At 68.1% G+C, this 25,380-nt stretch carries 27 protein-coding genes, 1 tRNA gene and 1 riboswitch; of the genes, 16 read left to right on the top strand and 12 right to left on the bottom strand.

The genetic code is table 11. The features are described 5' to 3' along the window. Positions 1–10: 10 nt before the first annotated feature. Genes pobA through EV662_RS01230 form a run of 5 tightly spaced genes read right to left on the bottom strand, consistent with a single transcriptional unit; the run spans position 11 to position 4,822 of the window. A complete protein-coding gene (gene pobA, locus EV662_RS01250; protein WP_132460309.1) occupies positions 11–1,180 on the bottom strand; it encodes a 4-hydroxybenzoate 3-monooxygenase in 1,170 nt (389 codons plus the stop codon). A 48-nt stretch (positions 1,181–1,228) separates the two neighbouring features. After that, positions 1,229–2,347, bottom strand: a complete 1,119-nt coding sequence (locus EV662_RS01245; RefSeq protein ID WP_132460308.1) for an endonuclease/exonuclease/phosphatase family protein — start codon at positions 2,345–2,347, stop codon at positions 1,229–1,231. After that, complete coding sequence (locus EV662_RS01240) at positions 2,344–3,315, bottom strand: threonine ammonia-lyase (protein ID WP_132460307.1); 972 nt, start codon at positions 3,313–3,315, stop codon at positions 2,344–2,346. The genes EV662_RS01245 and EV662_RS01240 overlap by 4 nt, the downstream gene beginning before the upstream one ends. Beyond that, a complete protein-coding gene (locus EV662_RS01235; RefSeq protein WP_132460306.1) occupies positions 3,312–4,136 on the bottom strand; it encodes an alpha/beta fold hydrolase in 825 nt (274 codons plus the stop codon). The genes EV662_RS01240 and EV662_RS01235 overlap by 4 nt, the downstream gene beginning before the upstream one ends. Further along, positions 4,133–4,822: a haloacid dehalogenase type II gene (locus EV662_RS01230; protein ID WP_132460305.1), complete on the bottom strand. Its 690-nt coding sequence runs from the start codon at positions 4,820–4,822 to the stop codon at positions 4,133–4,135. Before EV662_RS01230 ends, EV662_RS01235 begins: the two co-directional genes overlap by 4 nt. Before the next feature lie 112 nt (positions 4,823–4,934). On the opposite strand from EV662_RS01230, the gene EV662_RS01225 reads away from it, so the two are divergent. The 3 genes from EV662_RS01225 to EV662_RS01215 all read left to right on the top strand — a co-directional run bounded on the left by EV662_RS01225 (position 4,935) and on the right by EV662_RS01215 (position 6,520). Continuing rightward, positions 4,935–5,315: a VOC family protein gene (locus tag EV662_RS01225; RefSeq protein ID WP_132460304.1), complete on the top strand. Its 381-nt coding sequence runs from the start codon at positions 4,935–4,937 to the stop codon at positions 5,313–5,315. A gap of 115 nt (positions 5,316–5,430) precedes the next feature. Beyond that, entirely contained in the window at positions 5,431–5,859 is a 429-nt protein-coding gene (locus EV662_RS01220) for an FKBP-type peptidyl-prolyl cis-trans isomerase (protein ID WP_132460303.1), read from the top strand. Between the two features lie 67 nt (positions 5,860–5,926). Continuing rightward, on the top strand, positions 5,927–6,520 hold the full coding sequence (locus EV662_RS01215; protein WP_132460302.1) for a hypothetical protein: 594 nt from the start codon (positions 5,927–5,929) through the stop codon (positions 6,518–6,520). A gap of 247 nt (positions 6,521–6,767) precedes the next feature. On the opposite strand, the gene EV662_RS01210 is transcribed toward EV662_RS01215, so the two are convergent. Both EV662_RS01210 and EV662_RS01205 read right to left on the bottom strand, forming a co-directional pair. Then, positions 6,768–7,961, bottom strand: coding sequence for a DUF4238 domain-containing protein (locus tag EV662_RS01210; RefSeq protein WP_165915481.1), 1,194 nt, complete (start codon positions 7,959–7,961; stop codon positions 6,768–6,770). Positions 7,962–8,388: 427 nt separating this feature from the next. After that, a complete protein-coding gene (locus tag EV662_RS01205) occupies positions 8,389–8,958 on the bottom strand; it encodes a gamma-glutamylcyclotransferase family protein (RefSeq protein ID WP_132460300.1) in 570 nt (189 codons plus the stop codon). A 73-nt stretch (positions 8,959–9,031) separates the two neighbouring features. Continuing rightward, a riboswitch (glycine riboswitch) is annotated at positions 9,032–9,123 on the top strand. A 153-nt stretch (positions 9,124–9,276) separates the two neighbouring features. Here EV662_RS01205 and gcvT point away from each other — a divergent pair. From gcvT to gcvP, 3 genes are read left to right on the top strand one after another with little or no spacing between them, the layout of a single operon-like run. Next, positions 9,277–10,407, top strand: a complete 1,131-nt coding sequence (gene gcvT, locus EV662_RS01200) for a glycine cleavage system aminomethyltransferase GcvT (protein ID WP_132460299.1) — start codon at positions 9,277–9,279, stop codon at positions 10,405–10,407. 11 nt (positions 10,408–10,418) lie between these two features. After that, positions 10,419–10,778 carry a glycine cleavage system protein GcvH gene (gcvH, locus tag EV662_RS01195; protein ID WP_132460298.1) on the top strand — a complete coding sequence of 120 codons (360 nt, stop codon included), beginning with the start codon at positions 10,419–10,421 and terminating at the stop codon, positions 10,776–10,778. Between the two features lie 12 nt (positions 10,779–10,790). Next, positions 10,791–13,640 (top strand): aminomethyl-transferring glycine dehydrogenase, encoded by a 2,850-nt coding sequence (gcvP, locus tag EV662_RS01190; RefSeq protein ID WP_132460297.1) that lies wholly within the window; start codon positions 10,791–10,793, stop codon positions 13,638–13,640. A 186-nt stretch (positions 13,641–13,826) separates the two neighbouring features. On the opposite strand, the gene EV662_RS01185 is transcribed toward gcvP, so the two are convergent. After that, complete coding sequence (locus EV662_RS01185; RefSeq protein ID WP_132460296.1) at positions 13,827–15,059, bottom strand: DUF2254 domain-containing protein; 1,233 nt, start codon at positions 15,057–15,059, stop codon at positions 13,827–13,829. A 32-nt stretch (positions 15,060–15,091) separates the two neighbouring features. Beyond that, positions 15,092–15,331, bottom strand: a complete 240-nt coding sequence (locus EV662_RS01180) for a hypothetical protein (RefSeq protein ID WP_132460295.1) — start codon at positions 15,329–15,331, stop codon at positions 15,092–15,094. Between the two features lie 77 nt (positions 15,332–15,408). On the opposite strand from EV662_RS01180, the gene trxC reads away from it, so the two are divergent. Then, the gene (gene trxC / locus EV662_RS01175) at positions 15,409–15,855 is read left to right on the top strand and encodes a thioredoxin TrxC (RefSeq protein ID WP_132460294.1); all 447 of its coding nucleotides are present in this window, start codon (positions 15,409–15,411) and stop codon (positions 15,853–15,855) included. 35 nt (positions 15,856–15,890) lie between these two features. Then, positions 15,891–15,966: transfer RNA gene (locus EV662_RS01170), tRNA-Ala, on the top strand. Positions 15,967–16,571: 605 nt separating this feature from the next. Here the strand turns inward: EV662_RS01170 and EV662_RS01165 are convergent. After that, positions 16,572–18,539, bottom strand: coding sequence for a TonB-dependent receptor plug domain-containing protein (locus EV662_RS01165; RefSeq protein ID WP_132460293.1), 1,968 nt, complete (start codon positions 18,537–18,539; stop codon positions 16,572–16,574). A 229-nt stretch (positions 18,540–18,768) separates the two neighbouring features. On the opposite strand from EV662_RS01165, the gene EV662_RS01160 reads away from it, so the two are divergent. The 8 genes from EV662_RS01160 to tolA are packed head-to-tail and all read left to right on the top strand — an operon-like array spanning position 18,769 to position 24,803. Continuing rightward, entirely contained in the window at positions 18,769–19,824 is a 1,056-nt protein-coding gene (locus tag EV662_RS01160) for a hemin-degrading factor (protein WP_132460292.1), read from the top strand. Next, a complete protein-coding gene (locus EV662_RS01155) occupies positions 19,821–20,645 on the top strand; it encodes a heme/hemin ABC transporter substrate-binding protein (protein WP_132460291.1) in 825 nt (274 codons plus the stop codon). The genes EV662_RS01160 and EV662_RS01155 overlap by 4 nt, the downstream gene beginning before the upstream one ends. 4 nt (positions 20,646–20,649) lie before the next feature. Beyond that, a complete protein-coding gene (locus tag EV662_RS01150) occupies positions 20,650–21,711 on the top strand; it encodes a FecCD family ABC transporter permease (protein WP_132460290.1) in 1,062 nt (353 codons plus the stop codon). 3 nt (positions 21,712–21,714) lie between these two features. Next, positions 21,715–22,503: a heme ABC transporter ATP-binding protein gene (locus tag EV662_RS01145; RefSeq protein ID WP_132460289.1), complete on the top strand. Its 789-nt coding sequence runs from the start codon at positions 21,715–21,717 to the stop codon at positions 22,501–22,503. An 11-nt stretch (positions 22,504–22,514) separates the two neighbouring features. Next, complete coding sequence (locus EV662_RS01140; RefSeq protein ID WP_243695729.1) at positions 22,515–23,183, top strand: MotA/TolQ/ExbB proton channel family protein; 669 nt, start codon at positions 22,515–22,517, stop codon at positions 23,181–23,183. Further along, positions 23,180–23,563, top strand: coding sequence for an ExbD/TolR family protein (locus tag EV662_RS01135; protein WP_132460287.1), 384 nt, complete (start codon positions 23,180–23,182; stop codon positions 23,561–23,563). The genes EV662_RS01140 and EV662_RS01135 overlap by 4 nt, the downstream gene beginning before the upstream one ends. A gap of 3 nt (positions 23,564–23,566) precedes the next feature. Next, complete coding sequence (locus tag EV662_RS01130) at positions 23,567–23,947, top strand: biopolymer transporter ExbD (RefSeq protein WP_132460286.1); 381 nt, start codon at positions 23,567–23,569, stop codon at positions 23,945–23,947. Positions 23,948–23,951: 4 nt separating this feature from the next. After that, positions 23,952–24,803 (top strand): cell envelope integrity protein TolA, encoded by an 852-nt coding sequence (gene tolA, locus EV662_RS01125; protein WP_132460285.1) that lies wholly within the window; start codon positions 23,952–23,954, stop codon positions 24,801–24,803. 104 nt (positions 24,804–24,907) lie between these two features. Here tolA and hemP read toward each other — a convergent pair whose 3' ends face one another. Continuing rightward, entirely contained in the window at positions 24,908–25,054 is a 147-nt protein-coding gene (gene hemP / locus EV662_RS01120) for a hemin uptake protein HemP (RefSeq protein WP_132460284.1), read from the bottom strand. Next, positions 25,051–25,212 (bottom strand): hypothetical protein, encoded by a 162-nt coding sequence (locus tag EV662_RS19370; RefSeq protein WP_165915480.1) that lies wholly within the window; start codon positions 25,210–25,212, stop codon positions 25,051–25,053. Before EV662_RS19370 ends, hemP begins: the two co-directional genes overlap by 4 nt. Positions 25,213–25,380: the final 168 nt, after the last annotated feature.

The following is a 25,380-nucleotide window of genomic DNA, read 5'->3' as shown; positions in this document are numbered from 1 at the left end:
GCGTTCCTCCCTAGTAGGGCAGCCCCACGTAATTCTCGGCCAGCGCCGTCTGCGCCGCAACCGAGGTTTCCAGCCAGGCCAGTTCGCTTTCCTGCATCCGCTGGTCGAACGGCGACTGGTCGGGAAACCGGTGCAGCATCGTCGTCATCGACCACGAGAACCGTTCGCATTTCCACACCCGCGCCAGCGCCCGGTGGGAATAGCGGTCGATCCCGTCGTCGTCGCCATCCCTGTAATGCGCGGCCAGCCCCGCATGCAGGTAATGCACGTCGGAAAACGCCAGGTTCAGCCCCTTGGCCCCGGTGGGCGGCACGATATGCGCGGCGTCGCCCACCAGGAACAGCCGCCCCCAGCGCATCGGCTCGGCCACGTAGGAGCGCAAGGGCGCGATGGATTTCTCGATCGACGGCCCGGTGATCAGCCGGTCGGCCGCGTCCTCGGGGATGCGGCGTTTCAATTCGTCCCAGAAGGCGGCGTCGGTCCAGCCCTCGGCCCGGTCGCTCAGCTGCACCTGGACGTAATAGCGGCTGAGGTTGTCGTTCCGCATCGAACACAGCGCAAAGCCGCGCGGGTGGTTGGCATAGATCAGCTCGTGCGACACCGGCGGCGTTTCCGACAGCACGCCCAGCCAGCCGAACGGATAGACCCGCTCGAACTCGCGCAGCACGTCCTTGGGGATGCAGGTCCGGCTGACCCCGTGGAACCCGTCGCAGCCGATGACGAAATCGCACGCGACCCGGTGTTCGCGCCCGTCCCGGACATAGGTGACCGAGGGCGCGTTCGAGTCGAGCCCCCAGGGCGTCACCCGCTCGGCCCGGTCGATCACGATGCCGCCCGCCGCGTCCCGCGCCGCGTACAGGTCGCGGGTCACCTCGGTCTGGCCATAGACCATCACCGATTTGCCCACCCGCGCCTCGAAATCGATGCGGAACCCGCGGTTCGCGGCGGCCAGATAGGTGCCGCTGTGGTGGAACCCCTCGCGCTCCATCCGCTCGCCCAGGCTCGCCCGGCGCAGCAGGTCCACGCTGCCCTGTTCCAGCACGCCCGCCCGGATTCGGCCCAGCACATGCGCGCGTTCGCGCCGTTCCAGGATGACGCTGTCGATCCCGTCCCGGTGCAAAAGCTGCGCCAGCAGCAGCCCCGAGGGGCCGCCGCCGATGATGCAGACCTGCGTGCGCATGCTATCCTCCCCGGGCGCGACAATGGACCGGCCCGCACGGGGCGTCAATCAGACCAGCCGCAGATGCGCCACCAGCTGCCCGTGGTCCGAGGCGCGCACGTTGTCCGGCGCCTCGGGGTGCGTGCCGTCGGCGATATGGTCGTTATAGACGCCCAGGTGGGTCATCTCGCCGATCCGGGCGGGCCAGTCGGGGTGGAAATGCCGCGACAGCAGGATCGCGTCGAACGAGTCGAACACGCCGCCGAAGGCGTTGGTATAGACCATGTCGCGCAGCGCCTTGCGGATGAACAGCGCCTCGGCCGAATGCAGCCGCACCCGCTCGATGCTTTCGCGGATCGCGGCGTCCTCCGCCTGCGTATACATGTCCTCGGCGGCCTTGGCGTCGTGGCGGCGCAGCCAGGTGTAATCGGCAAAGGGCCGTTCGCCCGAAATGATCTGTTGCGTGGCCGATTGCGGCGTCGCGTTCAGATCGCCCAGCACCGCCACCGAGTTGCCGGCCTCCAGCTCGTCCGCGACCAGCTTGCGCAGCACCCAGGCCTCGGCCATCCGCCGGACCGAGGCGCGCAGCACCCCCATCGCGCGCCCGGCCGCGTCATAGGCCGACAGGTCGATCTCGGGCGAGAACCGCGCGCCCTTGGGCCGCACGAACTCGCCCATCCGCGATTTCAGGTGCACGTTGAACACCGTCAGGACGTGGCCGCCCACGGGGATGCGCACCTTCAGGATCGGCCGGGTCAGCCGGTTCAACTGATAGTGCCCCGCATCGCCGCCGCCCAGGTGATGAAACGGGATCTCCAGCGGCGGGTCCAGCAGTTGGATCGATTGCGGCGCCCCGTCGAATCCGAACCGCGACAGCACCGCCAGCCCCGGCCGCCGCGCGCCCGGCCCGGAATCGGCCATGTTGGGGGCAAAGGCCAGGTCCGCCTCGGCATAGGGCGGGCGGTCGGGGGCCTGTGCATCCGCCGCCGCGATCACCTCGCGCAGGGGTTCGGGGTCGATGATCTCCTGGAACGCGACGATGTCGGAATCCATGCGGGTCAGTTGCCCGGCCATCCAGTCGCGTTTCGCCGCGTAATCCTCTGGCGTATAGGATTCAAACCGCTGATAGGGCTGATCCGGCCCGATCAGGTTCTGGGCGTTGAATGTTGCGATTCTGAAAGTCGTCACGCGGTCTCTCCGGCCCGGTCCAGCGCCATGCAAAAGGTTTCGCGCGTCACGTTCCCGCCCGAGGCCACCGCGATCACGGCGTCCCCCGCCAGCGCGTCCGGGCGATACAGCGCCGCGGCCAGCGCCACCGCGCCGCCCGGTTCCAGCACGATCTTCAGATGCTGGAACGCCGCGTCCATGGCGCGCAACGCCTCTTCCTCGCTCACGACCAGCCCCGGCCCGCACAGACGCGCCATGATCGGAAAGGTCATCTCGCCCGGGCTGGGCGTCAGGATCGCATCGCAAAGCGACCCCGCCCGCGCCGCGTTCGCCTGGATCCGCCCCGAGGCCAGCGAGCGCGCGGTGTCGTCGAACCCCTCGGGTTCCACCGGTCGCACCCGCAGCCCCGGCGCCCGCGCCTCCAGCGCCAGCGCCACCCCCGCCGTCAGCCCGCCCCCGCCGCAGGGGATCAGGACGTCGGCCTCGGTCACGCCCGCCTGCGCCCCGATCTCCAGACCCACCGTGCCTTGTCCGGCGATCACCTCTGCATCGTCGAAGGGTTTGACCAGCGTCAGCCCCCGCGCTCCGGCGATCTCGGCCCCCAGGGCGTCGCGGTCGCCGCTCGCGCGGTCATACAGAACCACCTCGGCGCCCAGCGCGCGGGTGCCCGCGATCTTCGTCGCGGGGGCATCCGACGGCATGATGATGACCGCCGGGCAGCCATGCGCGGCCGCCGCCCGCGCCACCCCCTGCGCGTGGTTGCCCGACGAATAGGCGATCACGCCGCGCGCCCGCACGTCCGGGTCCAGCGCGGAAATCGCCGCCCAGCCGCCGCGCGCCTTGAAGCTGCCGGTATGTTGCAGGCATTCGGCCTTGACCAGCACCCGCCGCCCCGCGATCCGGTCCAGCGCGGGGGACGACAACAGGGGCGTTTCGCGCACATGGCCCGCCAGCCGCGCCGCCGCCGCCTCGATCCTTTCGATCGTCATGCCACCGCCCCCAGGAAGGCGCGGATCGCGGCCAGGCTTTCGGGTTCGTCCAGGAACGGGATATGCGCGCGCCCCGGCACCTCGGCAAAGATCAGGTCGGGGCGGCGGCGGCGCATCTCGTCGGCGGCGGTCCGCGACAACAGGTCAGAATTCGCCCCCCGGATCAGCGCCACGGGTTTGCCCGCCAGCGCGTCGAACAGCGGCCACAAATCCGGCGCCGCACCCTCGAAGGCGGCCAGGAACGCCTCGCGCAGCGCCGGGTCGTAATTGATCTTCAGCCCCTCGGGCGTCGCCACGAAATGGTGCCGCGCCTCCTCCAGCCAGCGCGCCTCCGGCACGCCCTCGAACCCCGCCATGCTGCGCGCCAGCGCCGCCGCCGCCTCGTCGTGCGTTTTCACCGCGGGGTTCCGCCCCACGTAATCGAAAATCCGCTCCAGCCCCGGCCGGGCGATTTCCGGGCCGACATCGTTCAGGCACAGCCCCGCCACGCGGTCGGGCACGGTGGCGGCCAGCACCATCCCGATCAGCCCCCCGCGCGAGGTGCCCAGGATCGGCACCGCCCCCAGCCCGAGGTGATCCAGCAGGCCCACCGCGTCCTGCGCCTCTTGCGGCAGGGTATAGGTGTCGGCGCCGGTCCACTCCGACGCCCCGCGCCCGCGATAATCCATGCAGATCATGCGGATGCCGGGCAGGTGCGGGCCTAGGTAGTCGAAATCGCTGGCGTTCCGCGTCAGCCCCGCCAGGCACAGCAGCGGCGGCCCCTCGCCCGTGACGCGATAGGCGATGCGCGCGCCGTCTTGCGCCCTGAAATGCTCCATCATGCCCCCTCCGCCAGCGCCGGGATGCCGGCCAGGTCGTTCAGCACATGCGCGGGCCGCCAGGGCATCCGGTCCACCGGCAGGCCCGCCCGGTTCACCCAGGCGGTGACGAAGCCGTAGCCCGCCGCCGCCGCCGCGTCCCAGCCGTTCGACGACACGAACAGAACCTCGTCCGGGCCACAGCCGAACCGCGCCCCCACCAGGTCGTAGACCTGCGGCGCGGGCTTGAAGATGCCGACGCTTTCCACCGACAGCACGTCATCCAGCAGCGCCCCGATCCCGGCCGAGCCCACCGCGTCGGCCAGCATCCCCGGCGCCCCGTTCGACAGGATCGCCGTGCCCTTTCCCGCCTGCTTCAGCGCCGACAGCACGCCCGGCACCTCCGGGTAGGCCGACAATTCCCGATACAGCGCCAGCAATCGCGCCCGCAGCCCTTCGTCGCCCGCCAGCCCGTGCGCCTCCATCGCCCAGTCCAGGCCATCGGCCGTCACCTGCCAGAAATCCGCATGCGCCCCGGTGATCGCCCTCAGCCAGCTGTATTCCAGCTGCTTGCGCCGCCAATCCTCGGCCAGTCGCGGCCACAGGTCGGCCAGCCGGTCGCAGCCCGGCTCGGCGGCCGCCTCGCGCGCGGCGGCACTCACGTCGAACAGCGTGCCATAGGCGTCGAAGATGCAGGTGGTGATCGCCATGCCGGGCCTCCTCGGGCCGACACTGGCACAGGGCGGCCGGGGGGGAAAGGTGCCCCGCGCATGGCGGCGGCCGCGAAATCGGCTATCTTCGCCCCAGCCGAAAGGAGCCCCCATGGCGCAGCATCACGGACAGGTCTGGTGGACCGAACTCAGAACCGGCGACGTGCCCAAGGCACTCGCCTATTACCGCGACCTCTGCGGCTGGAACTTCGAGGCGTTCGACATGCAGGGCGTCGCCTATCACGTCGGCCGCCGCGGCGACCGCCCGATCATCGGCATCGTCGCCCTTTCCGCGCTGCCCGACCTTGCCGGCCTGCCGCCGCACTGGTTCAGCTATTTCGCCGTCAACGACATCGACCGCGCGCTGGCCAAAAGCACCGCCCGCGGCGGCCAGACCCTGCGCGGCCCCCTCCCGATCGAGGGGCTGGGCCGCATCGCCATCGTCACCGACCCCACCGGCGCGGCGCTGGGCCTGATCCAGCCCGAAACCTGACGCCCCCGGGGGTTTACATCGCGGCCCCGGACTTTACGTTGGCCCCACGCCCAGAGCACCTGCGCCGCGCGCGGCCTCTGCAAACCCATTCCCACGACAATCGAAAGAGACACCCATGACCCAGGTCAAAGCGGGCGACAAGGTTCGCATCCATTACACCGGCACGCTGGCCGACGGCACCACCTTCGACAGTTCCCAAGGCCGCGACCCGCTGGAATTCACCGTCGGCTCGGGCGAGATCATCCCCGGCCTCGATTCCGCCCTGCCCGGCATGGCCGCCGGCGACAAGAAAACCGTCGAGATCCCCTGCGCCGAGGCCTATGGCGAGGCCAACCCCGAGGCGCGCCAGGCCATCCCCCGCGCCCAGGTCCCGGCCGAGATCCCGCTGGAAATTGGCACCCGGCTGCAACTGCAAACCCCCCAGGGCCAGGTCATGCCCGTCACCGTGGCCGAGGTCACGGACGACGAGGTGGTGCTCGATGCCAACCACCCGCTCGCGGGCCAGGACCTGACCTTCGCGATCGAGCTGGTCTCCATCGGCTGACGCTTGGGGCTTGGCGCAGGCGGGCGTCCCGTGGTCAACTGGACGCCCGCCCGACAGGAGCGCCGCCATGCCCCAACCCGTCGAAACCCTGCTCGCCCGCATCCGCGAGCTTCAGGACAGCCTCCAGGAGGAACTGGAGGAAAAGCGCGCCGAGTTCCGCTATCGCATCGTGTCGGGCCGCGCCCGGTTCGAGGACGAGGTGCTGGCCCGCCACCGCGCGCTCAAGGTCAGCCTCTTGGCCTTCCTCGCCAGCCCGCGGCCGCTGTTCATCCTGACGGCGCCCGCGATCTACGCGCTGATCCTGCCGCTTGCGCTGCTCGACCTGTTCATGGCGATCTACCAGGCGGTCTGCTTCCCGGTCTACGGCATCGAAAAGGTCCGCCGCGGCGACTACGTCTTCATCGACCGCCACCAGCTGGCCTACCTGAACGGCTTGCAGAAACTGAACTGCGTCTATTGCGGCTATGCCAACGGGGTGATCGCGTTGGCCCGAGAGGTGGCGGCCCGGACCGAGCAATACTGGTGCCCCATCAAACACTCCCGCCGCATCGCCGACCCCCACGCCTTCTACGGCAACTTCACCGATTTCGGCGACGCCGAGGGCTTCCACGCCCGGCAATCGGGGCTGCGTTCTGATTTGCGGCGGATCAGGGGGCGGTAGGGGGTGGCTGCCAGAGGCCGGAAAAGCTTTCTTGCCCTACCATGCAGGCGGAGTATCGAGCAGACGCAGTGAAAGGGTGTGGGAGAATAACGGCCCAGAGTCCCCGTCCGACCGCTGATGGCGATGCGGCAGTTGCAGCTCGCATCGCCGACGTTCGTATAGCTTCAAGCATTACAGACCAACTCGATGACTGGGTCGCGATAAAAATCGCCGATTGGTTTGATCTTTCAGAATTCTGCTTTGTCGTCTAGAACGAATTCCGATACGGCCTCAACCTCTTCCCGATATAGGGTCCTAGCGGATGCGACGCGACAAATACCGCAAAGTTACTGTGAGGTCGTTGGATGCCTGTGTCATTACGTATGAAATCCTCAACGATCTGAAGCCAATAAGGGTCCCGAAGCGGAGAGAGTACTGAGCCATCATTGTGGAATTGCGGGCGAGATTTCAATTCAAGCCCAGAAAATCGAATATCCTTTTCTGGTTTGGTGCCACCAATCACCGCCAATTCGGATTTCACTCCCTTTGTAGGGGTGGAATATTCATCCTTGTTCGTCACGACAAACCCACTGCCATCGGCGAGTTTGTCAGCTCTTGTGATCTCAAATCGGCGATCTTTACGTCCAGTTGTCATGGTTAAGGATTTGACTTGCGTCTCATCAAGGTCTTGCGGGATGTAAATGACTTTATCGGCGTTAAGCCATTGCAATGCATTTAGTCTGAGAACGTCTTTTCTTTTTGTTAAAATCAAGTAGCCGCTTCTATCTGCGACCCTGTAAGTGCCTGAATCCAAGAGCATTAGGGAAAAATTTGGTGAAATTGGCATGAGGATTTGCAACCCAGCGGTGGCAAGCCCCGTGCCATGGTTGCTTGGAAATCTGCGACGGCAAAACCAGTTTGTTACGATCACTGGATGGTCAGAAATTACAAATGGTGTGCTGGTTTTGTTTTCAATTATGATTTGCTTCAAGTCATACAATAGCGGACTTGCTTTAATCGCATTGACAGTTGCTATCGTGGGGCTGTTTTTGACCCGTATTCGCACGCTTCGCAAAGCGTCTTCATCAAGGGAGCCTGAGAGGTATAGTTTCGCCATGGCCTCAAATCTGTCGCTCTGATCTTCAGCCGAGCGTAGTGTTCTGCCATATTGCATAGCAAGGAAGAGAGGTATTTCATGTCTCTTGATCGCTGAAATCCTCTTGGATTGAGTGAGTTGCCTTAGAAGGCTGGCTTGCGCGCCCTCGATTAAAGATAGATTTTTTTCAACCTCAAGATTGTCGCCATAGAAATAGTCTTGACAACACTGCTCACGCAGGGAAGCGCCTCTGATCATTTTCTTTGACGGTATATGAAAAAGGTTGATCCGTTTGGCGGACGCATCTGCTGAAAAGTGTCGAAGGACATGCTTGGGAACGAAATGTTGTCGCTTGTTGTCGGCCAAGGCTGCCCCCAGAAACGGAATCTACTCTCAAACATCTTGTGTTTCTGATGACGAAACACAACCCAGACCGTAGCATTCATATGGGTTGAGGCGCTCAGGAGGTTAGTGGAGCGCAGTCTCAGGTAATTACCTTTTTCAAAACAGGAAACTTGAATATCTGCCCTGAAAAAATTTTGAGTTGCTGGCTACAACGCAGCAAAAGTCCGCTTGCCGCCCGTCTCTACGGGCCAGTCGCCGCGCCGGGCCTCCCGGTCATACCGCAAGCCAGCCAGAGCAGACCTATAACCAACCGTGGTCACGGTCTTACCGCCTCTGTCACCCACCCAAAACCCCTCAAGAGAGTCCGAAAAAAGTCATATGGGATTCATATGCGATTCATATGGAATTCATATGCCGGAATCCGGGCTCCGCGGCCCCGCATCTAGCCTCAGACCCGCTCGATCACGCGGGCGTTCCGCAGCCGCAATTCGTGGTCGACGAACCCCCGTTCGTCCCCCGTCAGCGCTTGGTGACGGCCATAGATCGGCCGCGCCCGGTCGTTCAGGATCGGCGCCTCCCAGCCGTCGGTCGTGGCAAAGAACCGCCGCGCCCCCTCCACCCCGAACTCGCGCAGATAGCCCTGCACCACCACGTCGACATAGCTGAGCAGAACGGGGTGCCGGATGCTGGGCGCGGCGGCTTTTTCCTTATGTATTGCATAGACTTGCACGTCGACCGGGTGGCCCGCCTCGTGGTCCACCGCGTGGCTGACCGGGTGCCGGTCATAGGCCCGTTCGCGTTCGTCCAACGCGGCCCAGTCATGCCCCGGCACCGCCGCGATCAGCCCCTCGATCACCGCGCCGGGGGCGGGCACCGCCGACAGGAACGCCACCTCGCGCAGCGTCGTATGCGTCCACGCCCGCCGCCACCCCGTCAGCCGCGCCCTTGTGGCGCGCGGGTAATCATGGGTCGCCCGGTTCACCAGCGACCCGTAGCCGAAGAAATACGGATCCTGCATTTCCCCAATTTGCAACCCCCCCAAGCGATTGCAAGCCCTTGCCGGGAAACGACCCATGATCTACGAAGGCCGACATCCGCCCACGGGAGAATCCGGCCGCCAAGGCCGGTGCCGAAGGAGCAACCGCCCCGGTAAACTCTCAGGCCACAGGACCGCGGGCGGTCAGGAACTCTGGAGAGAGGCGCGGGGGCCCGCGCCCGCCGAAGGGATAGCGATCTCAGGCGAAGGGACAGAGGGGGCATCGCGACGGGCATCCATCGGGGAGGCCCGGAAACGGTGCCGGGCCGCGCGGCTGCCCCGGCAGGAAAAGAGGGCCGGATGACGGAGTTGCGGCGCACCGCGCTATACGATCTGCACGTGGAGCTGGGCGCGAAGATGGTGCCCTTTGCGGGCTATGACATGCCCGTTCAATACGCCCTTGGCGTGATGAAGGAGCACCTGCATTGCCGCGCGCAGGCGGGGCTGTTCGATGTCAGCCACATGGGCCAGGTGGTGCTGCGCCCGCGCTCGGGCGAGGGGGCGGATGCCGCCCGCGCGCTGGAGGCGCTGGTGCCGGTCGACCTGCTGGGGCTGAAACCGGGCCGCCAGCGCTATGCCATGTTCACCGATGCGGCGGGGGGCATCCTGGACGACCTGATGGTGACGAACCGCTGCGACGACCTGTTCCTGGTGGTCAACGCCGCCTGCAAGGCCGCCGATCTCGCGCATCTGCGGGCGCATCTGTCGGACACCTGCGAGGTCGAGGAGATCACCGACCGCTGCCTTCTGGCGCTGCAGGGACCGGCCGCCGAGGCGGTGCTGGAGGCGCTGGCCCCCGGCGTGGCCGCCATGCGCTTCATGGATGCGGCCACCATCGACAGCGATTACGGCCCGCTTTGGGTGTCGCGCTCGGGCTATACCGGCGAGGACGGGTACGAGGTCTCGGTGCCCGAGGGGCAGGCCGTGGCCTTTGCCCGCGCGCTGCTCGCCCACGCGGCGGTCGAGCCCATCGGGCTGGGCGCGCGCGACAGCCTGCGGCTGGAAGCGGGGCTGTGCCTTTACGGCCACGACATCGACACGACCACGTCGCCCGTCGAGGCGAACCTGCGCTGGGCGATCCAGAAGGCGCGGCGTTCGGGCGGGGATCGCGCCGGCGGTTTCCCGGGGGCGGATCGCATCCTGGCCGAGCTGGACAACGGCCCCGACCGCCTGCGCGTGGGCCTGCGCCCCGGCACCCGCGCGCCGATGCGCGAGGGCACGGCCCTGTTCGCCACCGAGGATGCCGAGGCGCCCGTGGGCGCCGTCACCTCGGGCGCGTTCGGGCCCACGGTCGGGGCGCCGGTTTCGATGGGCTACGTGCCCGTTGATCTTGCCCGCGAAGGGCGCACACTTTGGGGCGAGGTGCGGGGCAAACGGCTGCCCGTCGAGGTGGCCGCCCTGCCTTTCGCACCGCACGGTTACAAGCGTTGAGGGACACCCACATGAAATACACCGAAGAACACGAATGGCTGCGCGTCGAGGATGACCTGGTGGTCGTCGGCATCACCCAGCACGCCGCCGAACAACTGGGCGATATCGTTTTTGTCGAGCTGCCCGACGAGGGGAAAACCGTCTCGAAGGATGACGAGGTGGTGGTGATCGAAAGCGTCAAGGCCGCGTCCGACATCCTTGCCCCGCTGGATGGCGAGATCGTCGAGGTCAACGAGGCGCTGCCCGACAACCCGGGCCTTGTGAACGACGACCCGCTGGGCGAGGCCTGGTTCTTCAAGATGAAGATCGAGGACATGAGCGCGCTGGACGAGTTCATGGACGAGGCCGCCTACAAGACATTCATCGGCTGACCGGACATCAAGATGCCCTACACCCCCAGCAACTACCTGCCCTACGACTTTGCCAACCGCCGCCATATCGGCCCCTCGCCCGAGGAAATGGTCGAGATGCTGGAGGTGTTGGGGCTGAAGACCCTGGAAGAGCTGATCGACGAGACGGTGCCCGCCAGCATCCGCCAGGCCGCGCCGCTGGATTTCGGCAAGCCGAAATCGGAACGCGAGATGCTGTGGTACATGCGCCAGATCGCCAAGAAGAACCGCCCCTTCACCACGATGATCGGGCAGGGCTTCTATGGCACGGTCACGCCCCCCGCGATCCAGCGCAACATCCTGGAAAACCCCGCCTGGTACACGGCCTACACCCCCTACCAGCCGGAAATCAGCCAGGGCCGGCTAGAGGCGTTGCTGAACTACCAGACCATGGTCAGCGACCTCACGGGGCTGGAAATCGCCAACGCGTCCCTGCTGGACGAGGCGACGGCCTGCGCCGAGGCGATGACCATGGCGCAGCGCGTCGCGAAATCGAAGGCGGGTGCGATCTTCGTCGATCACCACTGCCACCCGCAGAACATCGCGGTGATCCGTACCCGCGCCGAACCGCTGGGGATCGAGGTGATCGTGGGCGACCCCTTTGCCGACCTGGACCCGGGCCGCGTGTTCGCGGGCATCTTCCAGTATCCGGGCACCTACGGGCATATCCACGACTTCACCGACCCCATCGCGGCGCTGCATGACACCGGCGCGCTGGGCATCGTGGTGGCCGACCCGATGGCGCTTGTCGTGCTCAAGGAGCCGGGCGCGATGGGCGCCGATATCGCCGTGGGTTCGACCCAGCGGTTCGGCGTGCCGATGGGTTATGGTGGGCCGCACGCGGCCTACATGGCGTGTCGCGAGGCGTATAAACGCGCGATGCCCGGCCGCATCGTGGGCGTGTCGGTCGACGCCCATGGGCACAAGGCCTATCGGCTGGCCCTGCAAACCCGCGAACAGCATATTCGCCGGGAAAAGGCGACGTCGAACGTCTGCACCGCGCAGGCGCTGTTGGCGGTGATCGCCGGGTTCTATGCCGTGTTCCACGGCCCCAAGGGCCTGAAGGCCATCGCCCAGCGCATCCACCGCAAGGCCGTGCGCACCGCGCGGGGCCTCGAAGAGGCGGGGTTCACGGTCGAGCCGGCCGAGTTCTTCGACACCTTCACCGTCGAGGTCGGCCCGATGCAGGGCGTGATCTTCAAGGCCGCGCAGGCCGAGCGGATCAACATCCGCAAGGTGGGCAAGACCCGGCTGGGGATCTCGCTGGACGAAACCACCCGCCCCGCGAGCATCGAGGCGCTGTGGCGCGCCTTCGGCATCGCCCGCAAGGACACCGGCGGCGACGGGCAGTATCGCTTTCCCGACGGGATGGTGCGCAAGTCGGACTACCTGACCCACCCGGTCTTTCACATGAACCGGGCCGAGACCGAGATGATGCGCTACATGCGCCGTCTGGCCGACCGCGACCTTGCGCTGGACCGCGCGATGATCCCGCTGGGGTCCTGCACGATGAAGCTGAACGCCGCGGTCGAGATGATGCCGATCACCTGGCCCGAATTCGCGAACGTGCACCCGCTGGCCCCCGCCGACCAGGTCAAGGGCTATACCGAGATGCTGGCCGACCTGGCCGACAAGCTGTGCCGGATCACCGGCTATGACGCGATGTCGATGCAGCCCAATTCCGGCGCGCAGGGCGAATATGCGGGGCTTCTGACCATCGCCGCGTATCATCGGGCGAACGGCCAGGGGCACCGGAATGTCTGCCTGATCCCGACCTCGGCCCATGGCACCAACCCCGCCTCGGCGCAGATGGCGGGGATGAAGGTCGTGGCGGTCAAGGCGGCCCCGAACGGCGATATCGACCTGGCCGATTTCTGCGCCAGGGCCGAGGCCGCGGGCGACAATCTTGCCGCCTGCATGATCACCTATCCCTCGACCCACGGTGTCTTCGAGGAAACCGTGCGCGAGGTCTGCGAGATCACCCACCGCTTCGGCGGGCAGGTCTACCTGGACGGCGCGAACCTGAACGCGCTGGTGGGGCTGGTGAAACCCGGCGAGATCGGCGCCGATGTCAGCCACCTGAACCTGCACAAGACCTTCTGCATCCCGCATGGGGGCGGCGGTCCCGGCATGGGGCCGATCGGGGTCAAGGCGCATCTGGCCCCGCACCTGCCCGGCGACCCGCTGCGGGGCGGGCAGGGGGCCGTCAGCGGTGCGATGCACGGCTCGGCCTCGATCCTGCCGATCAGTTTCGCCTATATCCTGCTGATGGGGGGCGCGGGGCTGACCCAGGCCACCAAGGTCGCGATCCTGAACGCGAACTACATCGCGAAACGGCTGGAGGGCGCCTATGACGTGCTGTTCAAGGGCAAGGGCGGCCGGGTGGCGCATGAATGCATCATCGACACCCGCCCCTTCGCCGACAGCGCGGGCGTGAGTGTCGACGATATCGCCAAGCGGCTGGTCGATTGCGGGTTCCACGCGCCGACGATGAGCTGGCCGGTCGCGGGCACCCTGATGATCGAACCCACCGAGAGCGAGACCAAGGCCGAACTGGACCGGTTCATCACCGCGATGCTGGCGATCCGCGACGAGATCCGCGAAATCGAGGAGGGCCGCGCCGACCGCGAGAACAACCCGCTGAAGCGCGCGCCCCACACCGTGGAGGACCTGGTGAACGACTGGGACCGGCCCTATACCCGCGAGCAGGCCTGTTTCCCGCCGGGCGCCTTCCGGGTCGACAAGTACTGGCCGCCGGTCAACCGGGTGGACAACGTCTATGGCGACCGCCACCTGGTGTGCACCTGCCCGCCGGTCGAGGACCTGGCCGAGGCGGCGGAATAGTCCGCCCCGGCGCCGGGCGCGCCGGGTCTGGATCCGGGGCAGGGGGGCTCTGCCCCCCGTCCTTCGGACTCCCCCCGGGATATTTCGGGCCAGAAGAAGGCCGGGCCGGTTCTTTTCCGGGGAAGGGCGTTTCAAGCGCGCGATCGGGGCCGTCATCGGTCCGAGCGGCACTGGCGGCTGGGGGCGCTAGCCGTGGGCGAGGGCTTTCAGCGCGGCCTTGTCCTCGTCGAGCGCCAGCGCCAGTTCGGCATGGGCCAGCGCCCGCATCGTCATCCGGTCCGCGGCCTGGGCGAACCCGGCATCGGCGCCGGTGCGCAGCGTATTCAGCGCCTTGATGAGGCGGCGCATCACCTCGACCATGCCGGCCCCGTCGCGGGCGATGGCGCCGAAGGCGTCCTCCACCAGGTCGTCGGCGCGGATCGTCGGGGCGAAGAGGGCCGGATAGCGCACCTCGTCATCGGCCGGGCCGCATTCGGCCAGCAGGCGTTCCAGCCGCCCGATCACGTCGATGGCCGTGCCCGGGTCGTTCAGCCCCGGCGACAGCGCGCGCGAGGCGATTTCCGACAGCACCACGAGGGCGAAGCGCGCATCCTGGTCGAAGCTGCGGACCGGGCCGATCTCGAAGGCGGGGCGGATCGCGTCGGCGGGCGCGCGGCCGGCGGGGTAGACCCAGGCCAGCGGCGCGCCTTCGACCAGGAATTCCCCGGGCGCGGCGGTGACATGGATCTCGGCCTCCACATCCCTGGCCACCGCCGACAGGCCGGCCATGTCGACGAACTGGACATAGCCGCCGCGCGGGGCGGGGACCGGCTCGGCGCCGTCGGGAATGGCCGCCGGGCCGGGCAGGGGCCGCGCGCCCAGGCTGGGTGCGGCGCGGGTCCGTTTCAGCGTCGTGCGGGCACGTGCCGCGACCTGGCCGATGGTTTCGTCCATGCTGCCCAGCCGGGACAGGTGGTCGATCCAGCGCAGGATGGCCAGCACCACCAGCGCCACCACCAGCACCGTGAACAGGAACACCACCACCGGCGCCGAGCCCGCATGCAGCCCGGCCCGGAACAGGATGATCGACACCAGCGCGAAGACGAAGGCGCCGAGGAAGGTGGCCAGCACCGTCTGGGTCGTCGTGTCCTCCAGCAACAGCCGGTGCGAGCGCGGCGTCACCTGGGCCGAGGCCGCGCGGTGGGCCGAGACCATGACCGACAGCGAGAAGGTGGTGACCGCCAGCATCGAGGAGGCCAGCACGTTGAGGATCGGCATCACCGCGTCCTCGCCGATCCGGTCGGCCAGCGCGACGGGCATGATCGGGTCGAGCGCAGCGGCGGTCAGGGCGGCGACCACGCCGAGCAGCGCGATCAGCGTCGTCCTGACCCAAAGCCTGCGCGACAGGCGGATCAGTTGCCAGAGCCGTTTCGATAGCATGGCGCGGTCTCCCGGGGACGTCCGGGCCCAGCCTAGCAGGTCGGGTGCGCCGGTCCAGCCGCCGCGATCAGCCGGGTCGGGTGAAGGTCGTCGGCGGAAAAGGCCACGCCGCGATCGGCCAGCCAGGCGGTGAAGTGGCGGGTCTTGGCCTCGAGCGAACAGGTCCCCGCCAGGCAGGCCGGGTCCGCGGCATGGGTTTCGCGCAAGCGCAGCCGGCCGGCCGGTGACAGCCGGGCCCAGGGCGTCATGTCGTCGGGATTTGCATCATCCATGAGTCAAGTTTGCCCTTGAAAACGGCCGCGTTCAAGGTGATATATTCAATATGATGAATGTAAGCGGAGGGCGCGCCATGGCTGCCGGACTGAAACTGACCTGCACCGAGTGCGGCGCCGTGAACCGGGTGCCGGCGGACAAGCTGGATGCGGGTCCGAAATGCGGCACCTGCGGGGGGCGGCTGGCCGCAGGCAAGGTGGCCGAGATCGACTTCGCGACCCTGCAGAAATGCATCAAGGGCGACGACCTGCCGCTGCTGGTGGATTTCTGGGCCGCGTGGTGCGGGCCGTGCCGGATGATGGCGCCGCAATTCGCGCAGGCCGCACAGGCGATGGCACCCCGGGTGCGATTTGCCAAGGTCGATACCCAGTCCAACCCCGACGCCACGGTGCGGTATGACATCCGTGGCATCCCGCTGCTGATCCTGTTCCACAAGGGGCGCGAGGTTGCCCGCCTGACGGGCGCGCGGCCCGCGGCCGATATTCAGGCCTTCGTGCGCCAACATGTCGGCGAGACCGCTTGACAAGCCCCGCGCCATGGGCCACATGAGCGCCCATCGGGGCCGTAGCTCAGTTGGGAGAGCGCGTCGTTCGCAATGACGAGGTCAGGGGTTCGATTCCCCTCGGCTCCACCATACTCATATTCGGTTAGTCGGGCGTCGCCTCGGGATCTTCATTTTCCGTGGATCGAACCTGGTTCGATCCCGCTCCGGGCGGCTCCACCATCCCGCACTTTTGGGTTGAAGATTCCGCTTACACCCTGAAGGTAAAGGTGGTTTTGGCGGTTCGATAAATCCGCTCGGGCGTCCTGATTCCGGCGCGCTCCTGTCGATCTCTCCTTCAGCCTGATCTTCTCCCGCTCCTGCTCTGTGATGCGCTTTTCATAGGGCCCGATCACGGACGGGCTGTACGCAGTCATGATACGGTCGAGCAGATTGTCGATCTGTTGGCCTGTATCCTTGACGCGGTGTTTCGCTTTGCGGTCAGAGAAGCAAGCATCGCATCTGCAGGTGGTCGGTTCTTATGTCCGGGGCGGCCCGCAGAACAAAAAAGGGCGATGTCGTGATCCGGGTGGCACATGAAAGAGTGACCGTCGCGCAACCTGGCCGCCCGCGAACCGTGGGGTTTACTGGTATCGCCAAGCAGGGTGCATGGGGCAGAGACGTGCGAAACGCATTGGGCAAAGATCGCTCCATGCCCCAATGCTTCGGTGGACATACCGGTTGGGGCGAAAAACCTGTCAGAAGCTGCGCGCCAGTGTCAGCTTGACCGTGCGTCCCGGCGCGGGCCGGGTGGCAAGATGGGGCGTGTAGTCCAGGTCGAAGGCGTTCTCCAACCCGACCCGGATTTCCGTCCCCTCGAACATGCCCCTGTCCGGTCGCCATGTCGCGCGCAGGTTATGCACGGTGCTCGATGGTGTCGGGTTGGACGCGCGGTCCATCCGGGCGTCATGCACCACCTCCCAGCTCAGATCGAAGCGGTCATCCCATTTCCGCCCCATCGTCAACCGCAGTTGATCTGCTGGCGTGCCCTCCCAGTCGCCCTTGTTGCCCGGCGTGCGGTTTTTGCCCCGCGCCACATTCGCATTCACGTCGGCGTAATAGCCATCGGACAGGCTGTAGGCGGCCTCCAGTTCCAGGCCCTTCAGCCGGGCATCGGTGATCGGGATCATGGTCGATGTCGTGTACGAGGTGATGTCCCGGATCTCGGTGTGGTAGAGATTGGCCTTGACCGCGAAATCGTCACCGTCGCGGAACACCCCCGTCCGGTCGTAGGACAAGCCGATCTCGTAGCTGCGGGCCTTTTCGCTTTGGGTCATGTAGGCGGGGGTGCCGAGATCGTCGATGATCGGCAGGTTCTCGGTGTAGGCCGCGCTGCCGAATACCGCCCAGCCATTGCCGAAGGCGTAGCGCGCCGAAATCCCGCCCATCAGCGCGTCATTCTCGTAATCATCATAGGCCGCGCCGCCGATCCGCTGGGTTTCGTACCGCAGCGCGGGTGTCAGGGTCAGCCCGCCCACGGTCATGTCGTCTACAGCGAACAGCGCAAGCCGTTCGTCCGTGCCCCCGGGCGCCGAGGCCGCGTCGCGCCGTTCCTTGCGGATCAGCTCGACCCCGGTGCGCAGGTCGTGGCCGAACGCACCGGCATCGAATTGCGCCCGGTTCTTCACCGTCAGCTTGGTCGTTTCATAGCGGTGATCGGCGTTCACCAAGGCGGCCAGCCCCCCGGTCTGCCCGCTGACGCCCTCGCTGTCGATTTCCTGGTCCGCGTAGGACAGGGTCGCGGTCAGGTTCAGCAGCGGATTGTCCGCCGGGTCGAGGCGGTATTCCAGGATCGCGGTGCGTGACCGGGTCTTGCGATCGACATTGCCGAAGGCCCCCGCGGACGTGCCGAACGTGTCATAAGGCACGTCCTTTTCATCGGAACTGGTGTCCGAGAAACTCAGGCTGACGGACTGCGCATCCCCCGCGCCGAAGGTGTATTTGCCCTTCACCAGCCACGAGGGCAGGTCGAATCCGTCGGTCCCGATGTCGTCGCCCGACCCGTCCTGTTGCACGTCCTGGCTGCGATACGTGTAGTTGCCCAGGAATTCCAGCCGCTCGGTCGGTTGCCACGCCAGGATCGTCGAGGACACCCAGGCGTTGCCATTGCTGCCGTATTGCAGGGTCTGGCGCAGCTTCACCCCCGGTTCGCCGCCGGTGAAATCTGACGCGTCCTTGCTGTCCAGCCGCACCAGCCCGCCGACGATGCCCGAGCCGTATTCGAAGGTGCCCGCCATGCCGCGGATCACCGTCACTTCCTTGTAAAGTTCGGGGTCGGTGAACAACTGTGTGCCGATCCGGTAAAGCTCCTCGGACCCCACGTTCGCCCCGTCCACCTGGATCGCCACCTTCTGGTCGGATCCATAGGTTGAATTCGCGCCGAAGCCGCGGATGTTGATGCCCGACCCTTGCGGCGTGGTGCCGTTGATCAGCGTCACGCCGGGCACCGAATCGACCAGTTCCGCGATCGTGGCGGCCTGGCGGTCCTCGATTTCCTCTTCGTCGACGACGGTTTCGGCGGTGGCGGTGTCGGTCAGCACCTCGCGCTTGCTCTTGGCCAGGAAGACCGGATCGAGGGTGAAGCTGTCCTGTGCGGCGGCCGGCAGGGTCAGTGTCAGGGCCGTGCCGCAAAGCAGCACGCAGATGGTGGTGGATCGCGCGTTCATACCTATCCCCTTTTCAGAACACGATTGTCACGTGGCTGGCGAAGGGCTGGCGCGTGATTTTCTTCGATGAATCGCCGTTCGGGTGAACGGCGCTGTTGCATCGGCTAATTAATCTGATAGTTTCTGTCAACATTGATGGCCGCGCGAACGGCCCCGCGATCCAGCCAGCCCGGGGAACCCCGGACAGCCAGGCCGCACCTCACCACAACCGATGCGAAAGGAGCCTCTTATGGGAGAGGGCGTCACCTTGTTGCCGGAGCGGATCAGGGCCGTCCGGCGGGAAAAATCCACCATGCGCAGCCGCGACCTGGCCGACAGTCTGGGCATCGCCGAGGCCGAGGTGCTGGCCGCGGAAACGGGGCGCGGCGTTACGCGCATCGCGGCGCATCCGGACGCGCTGATGGCCGCGATGCCGGGGTTCGGCGCGGTCATGGCGCTGACGCGGAACGACAGCGCGGTGATCGAGAAGACCGGGGTCTACGGCGACTATACCCCCGGCGCCCATGCGGCGATGGTTCTTTCCCCCGCGATCGACCTGCGGATCTTCCCGAAACACTGGGTCCATGCCTTTGCCGTCGAAGAGGAAAAGGGCGGGGCGCTGCGGCGGTCGCTCCAGGTCTTCGACGCGGCGGGCGATGCGGTTCACAAGATCTTCCTCGGGGCCGAGGCGCCGGAAAATGCATGGGCCGAGCTGGTCGCCACGCTGCGCCTTGCGGACCAGTCCGAAACCCTGTCGCTTGCGGCCCGAACGCCCACCGAACCCGCGAAATCCGACCCGGCCCGGGCCGACCGCCTGCGCGCCGAGTGGGACGGGCTGACCGACACCCACCAGTTCCTGCAGATGGTGCGCAAGCTCAGGATGAACCGCCTTGGCGCCTACCGGATCGCTGGCGCGCCTTACGTCCGTCCGCTCGATCCCGGCTGCATCTCTGGCCTGCTCAATGCGCTGGCCACGGATGCGCTGCCCTTCATGCTGTTCGTCGGCAACCTGGGCTGCATCGAGATCCACGGCGGCCCGATCCGGACGGTCAAGCCGACCGGGCCGTGGCTGAACATCCTCGACCCCGCGTTCAACCTGCACCTTCGGGCCGATCACGTGGCCGAGGTCTGGGCAGTGACCAAGCCCACGAAACGCGGCCCCGCGATCTCGGTCGAGGCGTTCGACGCGAAGGGCGGGTTGATCCTGCAAGCCTTCGGCCACCGCGTGGGCGAGGTGGACCACACCCCCGCATGGAACGATCTGGTCGCGGCCCTGCCCGGCCTTGCCCAGGAGGTAAGCGCATGATCCGCCCGCTTTTCGCGGCGCTGGCCCTCGCAGCACTTCCCGCCCAGGCGGCCGACCGGGTGGTCTCGGTCGGTGGGTCGATCACCGAGATCGTCGTCGCACTTGGCCAGGGCGACCGGCTGGTCGCCCGCGACACCACCTCGACCTACCCCGAAACCGTCAGCGATTTGCCCGATGTGGGCTATGTCCGCCGCCTCTCGCCAGAGGGCGTTCTGTCCGTCGATCCCGACCTGATCCTCGCCGAGGAGGGCGCGGGGCCACCCGAAACCGTCGCCCTGTTGCAGGCGGCCGCCATCCCCTTCGTCCAGATCCCCGACGGCTATGACCGCGCCGCCGTTCTGGCCAAGATCGCCGCCGTGGCCCGGGCGTTGGACGTGCCCGAAAGGGGCGCGGCGCTGGCGGCGGATGTGGGTGCCGCGCTCGATGCCGCCGCCAAGGCCGCCGAGGGGCCGGCCCGCCGGGTGATGTTCGTCATGTCCGTGCAGGGCGGGCGCATTCTTGCCGCCGGTCGCGACACCGCCGCCGACGGGATCATCCGGCTGGCGGGCGGCGAGAATGCCGTGACCGAATTCGAGGGCTACAAGCCCCTGACCGACGAGGCCGTAACCCGCGCCGCGCCCGAAGTCATCCTGATGATGGCGCGCGAGGGCGCCGACGACATCTCGGCCCAGGTCCTGGCCCATCCCGCGATCCGCACCACTCCGGCCGCCGAGGCGCGGGCCTTGGTCCGGATGGACGGGCTTTACCTGCTGGGCTTTGGTCCGCGCACGGCCCAGGCGGTGCGCGACCTGTCCGACGCGCTGGCCAAGGCGGGGAGTTGAGGCCATGGTCGCGATCAGCCCCGGCATCCCCGCACCGGACTGGGACCGCCGCCCCCTTGCGCGCCGCACCACGCTGGCGCTTGCGATGGCCCTCGCCGCCGTCGCGGTCCTCAGCCTGGCGGTAGGCGCCGCGGGCACCTCGCCCTGGGGGGTCTTCGCCGATCTGCTGGCAGGCCGCGAGGTCGCCCTCGTCGACCGGGTGGTGCTGTTCGAAATCCGCCTGCCGCGTCTGGCGATGGGGGCGCTTGTGGGCGCCTCGCTGGCCGTCTCGGGCGCCGTGATGCAGGGGCTGTTCCGCAACCCGCTGGCCGATCCGGGGCTGGTGGGCGTCAGCGCGGGCGCGGGGCTGGGCGCGATCTCGGCCATCGTGCTGGGCGGGCTGCTGCCCGCGGGGCTGCTGGGGTTTCACGCCGTGCCCGTGGCCGCGTTCCTCGGCGGCTGGGCCTCGACGCTGGTGCTTTACGGCATCGCCACCCGGCGCGGACGCACCTCGGTCGCCACGATGCTTCTGGGCGGGATCGCGCTTGGCGCGCTTGCCGGCGCGCTGTCGGGCATTCTCGTCTACATGGCCGACGACGACCAGTTGCGCGACCTGACCTTCTGGGGGCTCGGCTCGCTGGCGGGCGCGACCTGGGCGAAACTCGCCGCCGCCGCACCCCTGATGCTGCTTGCGCTGATCGCCGCGCCGATGCTGGCGCGGGGGCTGAACGGGCTGGCGCTGGGGGAAACCGCCGCGTTTCACATCGGCATCCCCGTCCAGCGCCTGAAGACCGTGGCCATCCTGACCGTGGCGGGCGCCACCGGGGCCGCGGTCGCGGTGTCGGGCGGGATCGGCTTCGTGGGCATCGTGGTGCCGCACCTGTTGCGGCTGGCCACCGGGCCGGATCACCGGGCGCTGCTGGTCAACGCGGCCCTTCTGGGGGCTACGCTGCTGATCCTCGCCGATATCATCGCGCGGGTCGTCATCGCACCCGCGGAACTGCCCATCGGCATCGTGACGGCCGTCCTGGGCGGGCCGTTCTTCCTGTGGATCCTGCTGCGCAAGCGCGGCGTGCTGGACCTGTAGCCCATGCTGGACGCCACCCGGATCCACGTTCGCCTAGGACGGCGCACGATCCTGCAAGGGATCGATTTCCGGGCCCGTCCGGGCGAACTGACCGCCATCGTCGGCCCGAACGGATCGGGCAAGACGACGCTTCTGCGGGCGCTCACGGGCGATCTCTCCCATGGGGGGCGGGTCCGGCTGAACGGCCAGGACCTTGCCACCCTTCGCCCCTGGGTGCTCGCGGGCCTTCGGGCGGTGCTGCCGCAGGCCACGCCGCTGGCCTTCCCCTTCACCGCCGCCGAGGTGGTGCGGCTGGGCCTGATGGGCGGGATCGAGGCGGCCGAGGCCGACCTGGTCCCCAAGGCGCTGGCCCGCGTCGGGCTGGCGGGGTTCGAGGGGCGCTATTACCAGGAGTTGTCGGGCGGCGAGCAACAGCGCGTGCACCTCGCCCGCGCGCTGGCGCAGGTCTGGCACCCGGTCGCCCATGGCCAGCCGCGCTGGCTGTTCCTCGACGAACCCGTTTCCAGCCTGGATATCGGCCACCAGTTGCAGGTGATGCAGATCGCCCGTGCCTATGCGGACGGGGGCGGGGGCGTGGTCGCGGTGATGCACGACCTGAACCTGACCGCGATGTTCGCCGACCGGGTCACGCTTCTGGCCGAGGGCTGCGCGCTGGCCCGGGGCACCCCCGCCGAGGTGCTGTGCGACGCCGCCCTCAGCCGTGCCTATCGCTGCCCGATCCGGGTCAACACCCCGCCCCGGGGCGGCACCTACCTCTTGCCCCATGCGGCCGGTCGCATCGCCGCGGAATGAAGGAGACCGGAATGGATTTCGCAACCCGAACCGAAGAGATCGCCGGGTTCCTGGACAAGGGCGGCCCGGCGATCTGGGCCATCGCCGCGCTGTCGGTGGCGACGCTGGCGCTGATCCTGTGGAAAGGCTGGCGGCTGGCCGTCGCGGGCGCCTGGTCGCGCCGCCGCGCGGCCAGCGCGGTGGAGCTGTGGCTGGCGGGCGACGTGCCGGGGGCACGCCGGGCGCTGGAGGGTGCGCGCGGGTTGCGCGCCCGCGCCGTCGCCGCCGCGATCGACGCGCGGCTCGACCCCGAGCTTGACGCCGCGACCGCCCGCGAAGAGGTCGCCCGCGTGGCCACGGGTGAACTGGCCCGGGCGCGCTCGGGCCTGCGCGCGCTTGAACTCATCGCCACCATCGCGCCGCTTCTGGGCCTTCTGGGCACGGTTCTGGGCATGATCGCCGCGTTCCAGACGCTTCAGGCGACCGGGGCGCGGGCCGATCCGGCCGCGCTTGCGGGTGGTATATGGGAGGCGCTTTTGACCACCGCCGCGGGCATGGCCGTGGCGATCCCGGCCTCGGTGGCGCTGACCTGGTTCGAAAGCGTGACCGACATCGTGCGCCTGGATATTGAGGATGCGGCGACCCGCATCCTGACCCGCGGCGGGCCGTCCCGCGCGGCCCTCGGGGCGGCGGCGGAATGAGCCTTGGCCTTGCCCCCGCCGCGCCCCGGCGCAAACCCAGCCTCACGCCGATGATCGACGTGGTGTTCCTGCTGCTGGTGTTCTTCATGCTGGCCGCCCGTTTCGGGCAGGACGTCACGATCCCCCTCGGCGCAGGCGGTGGCGCCGGCGAAGCCTGGTCCGGCCCGCCCCGGCTGGTCGATATCCGCCTCGGAACGGTGGCGCTGAACGGGGTCGAGACGCCGCTCGGCGATCTTGCCGGCGCGGTGCGCCCCCTGACCGAAACGCTCGGCGACCCGGTCGTCCTGCGCGCCCGTGACGGGGCCGAGTTGCAGCGGGTGATCGACGTGATGGAAACCCTGACCGCGGCCGGGTTCGACCGCCTGATCCTTGTGGAGTGAGCCATGCGCCTGTCCGTTCCGCCCCCCGGCCCTCAACGCGAAAGCGTGGTCCCGATGATCAACGTGGTGTTCCTGCTTCTGGTGTTCTTCCTGATCAGCGCCCAGCTGACCCCGCCCGAACCGTTCGACATCGCCGCGCCCGCGGCGGGGTCGGACCGCCCGGCCGAGGGGCAGGATATCCTTTACGTCGGCGCCGATGGCGTGCTGGCCTATCGCCAGGTGCGGGGCGACGCGGCGCTGGACCTGCTCGCCGCCGAGCCGCGCGAAGGCGGCCTGCTGGTCCGGGCCGACAAGGCCGCGCCGGGGGCCGAGATCGCGCGCCTCGTCGCCCGGTTGGCGGCCGTTGGCGTGGCGCCGGTCGAGATCGTGGCGACGGGGCGCTGAGGCGATGCGCGGGCTTGTCGAGACGCTGGTGTTCGGTGGCGTGGCCCTGACCCTGCACCTTGTGGCCTGGCCCGCGGACCATGAAGCCGGGGCCAGTTCGGCGGGCGGGGGCGGCGCCGATCTGGCGACGCTGTCGGCGGCCTCTGCCGCCGTCGCGCGTGCTGTCGCAGAGTGGGACCGGCCGCCCGCTTCGGCGATCGAGACGCCGCAGACCCTTGCCGCCCCCGACATGCCGGATACCGCCCCGCCCGCCCCGATGCCGGACCTGATGGCCGCACCGCCACGGGCCCCGGCACTGGCCCCGGCACCCGCCCTTGCGGACAGGCCACCCCGGCCGGAACAACCCCCGCGCCCACCCCGGCCCGCGGTGAAACAGCCCGCGCCGGACACGCCCCGCCCCGCGCCGCGTCCCGACCGCAAACCGAATGTGCCAAGGGTCGAGCCGCCGCAACGCCAGGCGGACCCGGCGCCCATGTCCTCGCCCGCCTCGGCCGCGCAGGTCGCCCGCCGCGCCGCGGGCGAAGGCGGCAGCGCGCGGGGAAAGGCGGACAAGGCCCAAAGCGCCACGCTTTCCCCCGCCCGAACCCGCAGCCTGATGGCAGAATGGGGCGGGCAGATCCGCACCCGGATTGCCCGGGCCGTGCCGCGGGGCGCGGGGACAGGCACCGCCGTGGTGCGGTTGACCGTGTCGGCCGATGGCGGGCTGGTGTCGGTCGCGATGGCCAAATCCTCGGGCAACCCGCGGATCGACGCGCTTGCCCTCGAGGCCGTTCGTCGCGCAGGCCGCTTTCCCGCCGCGCCGGCCCAGCTTGGCGTCACCCGGCAAAGCTTCACGCTGCCCGTCCAGTCCCGCTGAGGGCGGGGCCGCCGCAGGCCTCGCCCGGGCTTTCCCGTCACACTGGGGGGCAAACCCGGGCGAGGCCCGCCACCCTGACCGGGCAGACCGGCGGGGCGGCGCACTCACTTGGTGAGGATCAGCTTGCCCGTGCGCGTGATCCGCAAGGTGTAGCTCACACCGTCCAGCACGATGCAGGCGGTGTTGTCGTTCCCCGTCAGCACACGGGCGTCGTGGACCGGCGCAGCGCCGTTTTCGCAGCGGTCGTTCATCCGGCGCGCTCCCGGCGCTCGATCCGGTCCAGCCAATGCTTCAGCACAAGGCCCGGCCCGCCGTCGGCCGCCCCGTCCGTCAGCACCTGTCGCCAGGGATCCTGGCGGCAGACCGCCGTTTGCCCCTTGTCGTCGCGTGGTGTCGAAGTCGTTCCCATGGTCTCCCTCCTGTTCGTGACGCTTGTGTCGGCGCGTCCGGCCCGGCGGGCCCGCCCGGTATTCCCTGTGTCGGTCGTGGTCACATCGCATCGGCCAGTTCCCTTTCCCTTGTCTTTTTGGCCCGCCCGCCGACTATCCCGCGCCGAAGACGAACAGATGCCGCCCCG

The organism is Rhodovulum marinum, from assembly GCF_004343075.1.
GTDB lineage: Bacteria > Pseudomonadota > Alphaproteobacteria > Rhodobacterales > Rhodobacteraceae > Rhodovulum > Rhodovulum marinum.
Note: the sequence above shows the minus strand (reverse complement) of the source record. Positions and strands in the feature narration are given on the sequence as shown.